This is a genomic window from uncultured Chitinophaga sp. (assembly GCF_937874145.1).
In the GTDB taxonomy this organism is placed as follows: Bacteria; Bacteroidota; Bacteroidia; order Chitinophagales; family Chitinophagaceae; genus Chitinophaga.
The window spans coordinates 1-9627 of sequence record NZ_CALNBI010000013.1 but is presented as its reverse complement, the minus strand read 5'-3'; the positions used below and the strand labels follow the sequence as shown (position 1 = coordinate 9627).

6 protein-coding genes are annotated in these 9627 nt (G+C 56.0%); 5 read left to right on the top strand and 1 reads right to left on the bottom strand.

All coding sequences use genetic code 11. The annotated features are described in order from the left end of the window. The 5 genes from Q0510_RS00435 to Q0510_RS00415 form a co-directional block, all read left to right on the top strand. Positions 1-2421 (top strand): SusC/RagA family TonB-linked outer membrane protein (locus Q0510_RS00435; RefSeq protein ID WP_298707232.1); only part of this gene is annotated, 2421 nt, incomplete at its 5' end. A 9-nt stretch (positions 2422-2430) separates the two neighbouring features. Then, the gene (locus Q0510_RS00430) at positions 2431-4380 is read left to right on the top strand and encodes a RagB/SusD family nutrient uptake outer membrane protein (RefSeq protein WP_298707230.1); all 1950 of its coding nucleotides are present in this window, start codon (positions 2431-2433) and stop codon (positions 4378-4380) included. 20 nt (positions 4381-4400) lie between these two features. Next, positions 4401-5561, top strand: a complete 1161-nt coding sequence (locus Q0510_RS00425; protein WP_298707228.1) for a DUF1735 domain-containing protein — start codon at positions 4401-4403, stop codon at positions 5559-5561. A gap of 18 nt (positions 5562-5579) precedes the next feature. Continuing rightward, on the top strand, positions 5580-8258 hold the full coding sequence (locus tag Q0510_RS00420; protein ID WP_298707226.1) for a GH116 family glycosyl-hydrolase: 2679 nt from the start codon (positions 5580-5582) through the stop codon (positions 8256-8258). Next, positions 8259-8813 (top strand): hypothetical protein, encoded by a 555-nt coding sequence (locus Q0510_RS00415; RefSeq protein ID WP_298707224.1) that lies wholly within the window; start codon positions 8259-8261, stop codon positions 8811-8813. A 54-nt stretch (positions 8814-8867) separates the two neighbouring features. On the opposite strand, the gene Q0510_RS00410 is transcribed toward Q0510_RS00415, so the two are convergent. Further along, entirely contained in the window at positions 8868-9593 is a 726-nt protein-coding gene (locus Q0510_RS00410) for an SDR family NAD(P)-dependent oxidoreductase (RefSeq protein ID WP_298707223.1), read from the bottom strand. Positions 9594-9627: the final 34 nt, after the last annotated feature.

Sequence of the window (9627 nt, the reverse complement as noted above, 5' to 3'; positions counted from 1 at the left end):
GCCGTGCCCATCGATGGCAACTACGTCATGATTATCCACACCGACGTGAGCAGCGACCTGCAGGGCGAACCCGAATGGGTGGACGCGCCCACGTACGCCAGGATGCGCAACGAAGCGCTGGCCGTGCGCGGCAAGCGGCCGTTTTATACGGATGAGGAGATTGGAAAGTTCGGCGATAACGACATGGATTTTTATCCCAATGTGGATTGGTACGAACAGATGGTAAAGCAGAACAACCGCTCCAACCGCGCCAACTTCAACATCAGCGGCGGCGGCAACGCGGTGACCTATTACATGTCCGGCGGTTTTTATAACGAGAAGGGCATGTTCAACGCGAAAAACGACAACAACGCCAATTATAACCAGTTCAACTTCCGTTCCAACCTCAAAGCCGATCTTTCGCCCACCACTTCGCTGGGCCTGGGCTTCGACGGGCGGTACAATACCACCACCGAGCCGGGGCAGGGCGTAGGGAATTTGCTGAACATCATGAACATGATCAATCCCACGCTGTTCCCGGCCGAGTATTCGAATGGCACGGCGCCGGAGGAACCGGCGGGGATCGTCAATCCCTGGTCGTTGCTGAACAAAACCGGCTTCCTGAAGCGGTATGAGAATTACATGTCCACCAACATCAACCTCACGCAGAAACTGGATTTTGTCACGAAGGGGCTGTTCCTGAATGGTATCGCCTCGTTCACGAAAGGCAACTTTTACGAGCACCGGTATGTGAAAAACTATCAGCGCCACGCGCCGGATTTCGCCAACAGCCACATGGGGACCGGGCGTGATGAGTACGGCAACCTGGTAACGATCAACAAAACGCCGGATGTCGACGACAAAATGCAATTTACTTATGTGGCGCCTACCGGCAACCGCACCATCGAAGTGCAGGGCAGCCTGAACTACGGCCGCACTTTTTTTCAGAAACTGTCTGTAACGGGGCTGATGCTTTACAAGCAGCGCGAGTTCCTGACGGATGCGCCATCAGGCTCGGGCGCCACGCTGCTGATCAATGCGCTGCCCACCCGGGAGCAGTCGGTAGCCGGGCGGGTGACGCTGGGCTGGGATGACCGCTATTTCACGGATATCAACTTCGGGGCTTCGGGCTCGCAGATGTTTACGCCGGATAAGCGCTGGTCGTCGTTCCCTTCCATCGGTTTCGGATGGGTGCCTTCTTCGGAGAAATGGTGGAGCGGGATGGAAGATAAGATCGACTTCCTGAAGTTCCGCGTGTCTTACGGCATGGTGGGATCGTTCGGAAACGCGGAACGGTTCGGGTACATGGCGACGTCGGGCCCCGTGCGCGGGTATACCTTCGGTTTCGGGCGTGCGGCCGGGAGCGGGATTCTCATCCCCGGTGTGGGTGAATCGCGGCTGGAGCAGCTGGGCCTGACCTGGGAGCGTAACAAGAAATTGAACCTGGGTGCTGAGATCGGTTTGTTCCGTGCGCTGAAGCTCATCATTGACGCCTACCGCTACACCAACGACGATCAGCTGATTCACCTGAGCCGCCTGCCCGCCACGCTCGGCCTTCCTTCCACGCCGCGCGCCAACCTCGGCAGATCCAGGTCGGAAGGTATCGACTTCGACCTGACCTATGCCAAATCGTTCGGGAAGTTCAAGATCAGTTATATCAAAGGCATCGTTTCCTACAACAAAAATACCATCCTCGAAAACGGACAGCTGGACCCCAAAGTAGCTTACCAGAGCGGCATCGGGCTGGATTACGGCCGCCAGCTAAATTACATCGCGCTGGGGCTTTTCAGGGATCAGAAAGATATCGACAACAGTCCGGTGCAAACCTGGAACAAGGTGATGCCGGGCGACATTAAGTATAAAGATATCGATGGCGACGGTGTCATCACGCCGAACGACCGGATCTGGGCAGGAAACAAGTATCCGAAGTGGAGCTATTCCCTGGCCATTGACCTGCGTTACGGCAAATGGACGTTCGCCACGCGCGCTATCGGTAAATCGAATTTGTACCGGTCCATCAACGGCGGCAGGATTCCGTTCAATCCCTACAATGCCGGCGGCACCAATAACGGCGCCGTGTACACTGCTGCGGTGAAGGACCACTGGACGCCCGCTTCCTATTCCGGCAGCGCGGCCACCGAAAACTTCGACGCTACTTATCCCCGGCTTGGCTTCGGGACCGACAACCAGAACAACGCCCAGGTATCCACTTTCTGGCTGCGCGAAGCGACATACGTGCGCATCGCCGACGCGGAACTGGGATACAACTGGACTCCCCGGACCAGCAAATCGCCTTTCAAAAGCATTTACTACTACGGCCGGTGCGATAATGTGGTCACCTTCTCCCGTTTCAAGGACTGGAACCCGGAACAGGAATCATCTTTCGCGTATCCGTTGAAACGTACGCTGTCGCTGGGTTTGGAAATAGGATTTGACCTTTAAAAATTGTGTATGAAAAATAGCATACTTAAAATATCAACCATCGTACTGCTCGCCATGCAATCCGTAAGTTGTAATTACCTGGAGGCGGACGAATACCTTCACGAAGTAAACAACCTCAACGATATCTGGACACAGCGCATCGATATCCGCAAGGCCTGGGCGGCCTGCTACGGGCATATTCCGAATTACACCGACATGGCCTACACCTGGCCGTTCAATACCAACTACGACGAAGGGCATGCCGGCCGGGATGTGTATACCAGCCTCGTTTTTGCGCAGGGGAAGTTCAATGCTGACAATGTATTGTTCAATTTCTGGGCGAATTCGTACCGGGCCATCCGCACCTGCAACCTCTTCCTCGAAAATCATCACAAAGCGAACGACAAATTGCTCGTGCCGGGAGAAGTGGAAGGATATGCGGCCGACGCGCGCTTCCTCCGGGCTTTCTATTATTACACCCTGCTGCAGATGTACGGGCCTTTCCCGATCGTGGAGAAAACGGTGGACTATTCGGATGAATCAGCCATGCCGACCAACCGGAACACCGAAGAAGAGTGCGTGAATTTCCTGATAGCCGAGCTGGACAAATGCACGGCGGAGTTGCCGGAGAAGGACCGCATCCTGGTGTCGGAAGTGGGGCGCCCGTCCAAAGAGGCCGCCATGGCTTTGAAAGCGATGGTATTGCTCTGGGACGCCAGTCCGCTGGTAAACGGCAACCCCGATTACAACGGGTTCAAAGATGCGAATGGCCGCAATTATTTCGCCACCGCCAACGACCCGGAAAAGTGGCGCAAAGCCGCCAATGCGGCGAAGGCGGTGATCGACCTCGGCGTATTCGACCTGCATACGGCGCCGGCCAACCAGGGCTACACCACCGTTCCGCTGGGCAATTTCGCGGGCAATACGGTGGCCTGGCCGAACGGCCCCGCGGGCATCGATCCCTACCGTTCGTTCAAGGAACTTTTTTCCGGTGGGGAGAGCTATTGGAACAAAGAGGGCATCTGGCAGGTGAACCTGGAATACCAGACGGACCACCTGTCGCTGCTGGGCTTCCCGCGGAATTACAACAACGGGGAAGCCGGAGAAGTGAAAGGTGTTTTATGCGCTACGCAGAAGATGGTGGACGCTTTCTTCATGAACAACGGCAGCACGATCAACGAAGAGGACAACGGTTTGTATCATGATGTGGGGATTGCGGAGAACGGGGATGGTTATTACATCAGCGGCAGCGGGAAAGAAGCGCATACGCCTATCATCACCGGTTTTAAGCTGTCCAATGCCAACGCCAGGGTGCCGAACCGCGTCCTGAACCGCGAAGCGCGTTTTTATGCAACCGTCGGGTTTATCGGGCGGGGATATGAGCAGAATAATGGTACGCTGTACTATTCGGATTATAAAGCGAATGCCATGGACGGGTTCATCCAGTCGGACCGCCCTTCCATCCGCACCGGCTATTCCATCGTGAAATGGGTGGCGGAAGACGATCTGCGGTCGCGCGGCAGCAGCGACAAACCTTATTACGTGCTGCGCCTGGCGGAGATTTACCTCAGCTACTCCGAAGCATTGAACGAAATCGAGCCGGGCCATCCCGACATTCTGAAATATCTGAACCTCATCCGTTTCCGGGCGGGCCTGCCGGGCTATGCGGGAGCGGGACAGGATGTGATGCGCGAGCGCATCAAGCGTGAAAAGCATGTGGAATTCGCGTTCGAAGGAAAGCGGTATTTCGATTCGCGCCGATGGAAAGACGCCGGCAAAACGACCCGTGATAAATGGGGCAACAGCCAGGGCATGGGCGGGCTCGTGTATGGTTGCAATTATACTTCGCCCGATGGCGGATTTTACGACCGCGCGGTGATCGACGGCTATATCTTCCGCCCTAAGAACTACTTCCTGCCCATTCCTTTTGAGGAAGTAGCCAATTACTGGGGCACGATGACGCAGAATCCCGGATGGTAGCACCTTTAAATCCAACAAACATGAAACGCAATCACATTTTATACATCGCGCTCTTCGCCGCCGCCACGCATGGCTGCGGGAAGAACGACTATGAGAATAAGGAATTCTACAAGCAGGAAGCGTATATCATTTCCGCGGAATCCACTTCCGCCGCTGAAAGGGAAATCACCGGTATCGAGGTGCATACGTTCATGGACACGCTGAAGTACCTCAACGAGCAATATGATTCCGATACCATCATCGACGACAAGACGTTCATGGCCGAAATCAAGTTTAAAGTCGGCATCGGCGGCTCGCTGCCCGCGGCGCAGGATATGAAGATCGTCGTGGGCTTTGACCAGGAGGCGCTGGAAGATTACAACATCCTGAAGAATGCGGAAATGGTCATTCCCTCCGCCGCTGAATACACCTCCAACATTCCTTTCGATCAGAAGGAAAACGGGTTCGTGGTAAATGTGCCGAAGGGCAGCTCTTCCGTGGGGCTGATTTTTACCGTGCCGGTGGAAAGGAGCAAAATGGCGGAATACGGGAAGTATGCTTTCCCCATGAAGATCCTTCGCGCCGACAATGTACCGCTGAGCCGGCAGTACACCAATTTCATGGTGGCGGGCTTGCAGGTGAACCAGGGGAAGACGGTCAACTGGTCGGGCCTCCCCATCCCGAAAATCCCTACGGGCCGCTATACTTCGGTGATGATCATGAGCAATCCCGGGGAAAACAATAGCGACGGGCGTGTGCGGAAATACAAGTATATTACGCCACTCAGTGTTACGGATGATCCGCAGCTGAAAGACAAGTACATGATCTGGGGAACGGCGGGATGGAGTTTCGAGATGTTTGGATTCCACAGCGCGGGGTACATGTACAACCTGCTGTCGCTCGTTGACCGCAACTTTGGGGTGTACCGGATGGACCCGATCCTTTCCGGGAATAACGATTTTCCTTTTCAAACCTTCGCCTACGCCACTACGCAGGCCGTCAGCGAAGAGAATTCCTACGATCCGCGCCTGAAAACACTGACGCTGCATTACAAGAACGTGATCGGCGAGGATTATACCGATGTGCTGACTTTTGAAAGTTCCGACCTCACGCTGGAGACCGTTCGCAACGGTTCCATTTACCAGCCGCAAAGCTGGGAACAGGTGCGGGGGAAGGGTTACAAATACTGGCTGCCGTTGTAGCCTGACCAAAAAAAGACTATGGAAAGAAGAAATTTTATCCGCCAGGCGGGCCTCGCCGCGGCAGGATTGTTCAGCCTCCGGCTGGAAGCGCTCGCATCGCCAAAGGCGCCATATTCCGGCGTAATGCTGCCGGTGCATAACATCCCGGCCGACAAACAGCTCGATCCCGCCTGGGTTCGTTCGTTGTACCAGCGCACCATGCCAACGACCTACACGAAAACGAAAAACGAGCTGCGGTATATCGGCATGCCGGCCGGCGGGCTGCATACCGGAACGGTGTATCTCGGTGGCGATGGCCGCCTGTGGCTCTGGAGCATTTACAACGACGAGCGCGAGGGCATCGAGCCGAAGACGGTGCTGTGGAACGATGGCGTGGCCGACCGGCAGGTCCGTAACCGCGACGGCGCCAGTTATGTAGAGCCCGCCATTGCGGCCAACCGCCGTGTGCTGGACCAGGGTTTTGCGGTGATCGCGGAAACGGGCGGTAAAACGATGATCGCGGAATTGCGGGAGGAAGATTGGGAGGAAGTGAGCTTCGAAGCCACGTATCCCGTGGCCACCGTGCGTTACAAGCACAAGAAATTTCCCCTGGAAGCGACGCTCCGGGCCGGAGGGATCTTCATCCCGCTGGATGCCGGCAACAGCGGGCTCCCCGCCACAGTGTTCGATATCAGCATCAAAAACGTATCCGCACAGCCGGTTCACGCGGCGGTGGCGGGGTGGCTGGAAAACGGCGCGCGGAAAATTTCCGCGAAGAAAGGAGACGGCGAGAAGTGGAACCACGTGGCCTATGGGCAAGGATATACACATGTTACTTCTTCGTTGAGCAATACGAATGACTTGTCCCGGCCTGACGACGGCACCACCTGCATTGCTTATATCGGAGACGGGGCCACGGCGAATGCCAATGCGCAGCCCTGGCCGGTGACGGCAGATTTCTTTACGGCGCAGGCTGAAAATGCGACAACCGAAGCCGATGCAAAATTAGTGGCTTCCCTCGCGGGACCGAAAAAGCAACTGGCGCCGGGAGCTGTCTTGGAGGCGCAGTTCATCCTGACCTGGCACTTCAATCATCCGTTAAAGAAAACCTCCAAAGTGAAAGACGCGGAGGGAGGTTACCGGTACGCGACGCAGTTTAAAAGTGCCAGTTCCGTGGCCAATTACCTGGCGGAGAATTTCGCTAAGCTCTGGGGGCAAACGCTCCGCTGGCACAAAACGTATTACGATTCCACGCTGCCGCACTGGTTCCTGGAGCGGGCGCTCCTCAATATCGGCACGCTTGCCACCGCCAATACGTACCGCTTTGCCAGCGGGCGCTTCTGGGGCTGGGAGGGCGTGAACGCCTGCGAGGGCACCTGTACGCATGTATGGCAATACGCGCAGGCGATGGGGCGCATTTTCCCTTCGCTGGAAAGCGATACCCGCCAGCGCACTGACCTAGGCAACGCCATGCAGGACGACGGAGGAATTATTTTCCGCGCTGAATATGAGCACCGGCCGGCGATCGACGGGCAGGCGGGCACGATTCTGCGAATTTACCGCGAGCACCAGATGAGCGCCAACGATGCGTTCCTCCGCCGCAACTGGGCGCAGATCAGGAAGGCGGTGAACTTCATGCTGGCGCAGGACAAAAACGGCGACGGCATGACCGATACGCCTATGGAAAACACGCTGGACGCGGTTTGGGAAGGAGAGATCGCCTGGATCGTGGGGCTTTGCCTCGCCGCGGCCCGCGCCGCGCAATTCATGGCGGAAGAAATGGAGGATACGGCATTTGCCACGCGCTGCCGCGAATATGTGGAGAAAGGCAATGCGAATATGTCGAAGCACCTGTTCAACGGGGAATATTTCATTCACCGGCCCGACGCGGTGCAAGGGCGCAAGAAACTCGGTTCCTACAACACCTGCCACATCGACCAGGTCTACGGCCAGAGCTGGGCTTTCCAGGTGGGATTGGGCAGGTTGTGGGATAAGGAGCAAACGCTCTCCGCGCTGCGCTCCCTTTGGAAATACAACTTTACGATGGATGTGGGGCCTTATATTAAAACGCACATTGGCGGCCGGCCTTATGCGTTGGCGGGCGAAGGCGGTATGATCATGAATACCAATCCGCATAACGAAGAGAAACCCTTCGGCGAAAACGTCACGTGGCAGCTCGGGTATTTCCATGAGTGCATGTCCGGTTTCGAGCACCAGGTGGCCAGCCACATGATGGCGGAAGGGATGACCGACGAGGCGTTGGTGCTGACCCGCGCCATCCACGACCGGTACCATGCCGCCAAACGCAATCCATACAACGAGATCGAGTGCAGCGACCACTACGCCCGCGCGATGGCAAGCTACGGCACATTTATCACGGCATGCGGCTTCGAGTACCATGGGCCCAAAGGCGATATGCGGTTCGCGCCAGCATTCGGGAAGCAGCAATTCCGCGCTCCGTTTACGGCGGCGGAAGGCTGGGGCACTTTCAGCCAGCAGGGCGGCAAAGGCGGTCTTCGCTGCAGCCTCTCCCTGGGTTATGGGACCCTTCAGCTGCGTACCCTGCGTTTGCAAACGGCCGCATCGGCCGTAACGGCAATGTTGGGTGGAAAGAAAATTGCCGCCAGTCTGGAACGCGATGGGCAGGAAGTCCGGATCCGGTTCCCGCAAACCCTGCAAATGAAGGAAGGAGAAACATTACAGATTCAATTGGTGTAAATGACAGCAAGATTATTACAAGCGGCTTTTGTGCTGGCCCTACCGCTGCTGGCGGCTTGCGGCGCGAAAGCACCGGAAAATAAAACATCGTGGCGGCAACAGCTGGCGGATCAATTGCCGGCACTGGGCCACCGCAACTGGATCGTCGTGGCAGACCAGGCTTTTCCGGAACTACAATCGCCGGGCATCACCTACATCAATTCCGGCGAGCGTTTGCTGCCCGTTTTGAAAGAAGTGCTCGCCATGGTGAAGGAACCGGGGCATGTTACGCCAATTTTATACCGTGATAAAGAACTGGGTTTCATAACAGAAACGCAAAGTGAGGGCATCGGCGCATTCCGCGATTCGGTGAAAGCTTTGCTGGCGGGAAGTTCCGTGCAGGAGATGCTGCATGATTCCGTTTTTGCCAAACTGGACGCGGTAGCAAATCTGTTCCGCGTGGTGGTGGTGAAGACGGATGAAAAATTGCCTTACACCTCCGTGTTGATGGAGTTGGATTGTGCGTATTGGAACGGGGAGAAGGAAGCCGCACTCAGGCAAAAAATGACTGAATAATAGCTGAGATTTATTTAACATTGAAAACGCTTTGCATTCCTGCAAGGCGTTTTTTTATGGCAGCTTCGCCACCAGCCGTTCCGGCGAATATTTCAATACAAGGTAAATCAGTTTCCATTTGAAGCCCGGTACGATGGAGAACCGCTTCCCGGCGTTGACCACCGCGTTGGCAATGAAAGCCGGTTCCAGCATAAGGGATTCCGGCAGCGGGAGCCCGGCCGTCATCTTACTCCTGATATAGCCCGCCACGATCACGTTCACCGTTACTTTCCGGCTGAACAGGTATTGCCGCAGGCCAGCGAGATATTGTGTGAACGCGGATTTGGTGCTCCCGTAAATAAAATTGCTTTTCCGCCCGCGGACGCCTGACAATGAAGAAAGCCCCACGATCCTTTCCAGCCGCGTATTTTCCGGATCGGTGACGATGATATTGAGGATGGAAACCGCTCCTGCGTAATGCACCTGCATCATTCTGAAACTCCCTTCGAAATCCAGCATGGCCGCTTCGTTGTGATGCAGGTATCCCGCCGCATACACGACGATCTGCGGTTTTTCGGGCAAAGAGCGGTAGAAGGCTGCATGGCCTGCGAAATCCGCCGCGTCGAAGAACAGGATGCTCACCCGCCCGGGACCAGGTACAGAAGTATGCACGAAAGCCGTTAGCTCCGCGGTGTTACGGGACGCTGCCATGATGTGATGGCCTTTGGAGGCGTATTGTGCGATGGCGGCCTTTGCCACATCGGAGTTGGCGCCAAGGATGAGAACGGGACCTGCTTGCATAGGGGGCGTTTGGGAAGCAAAGTTAACCGGTAAT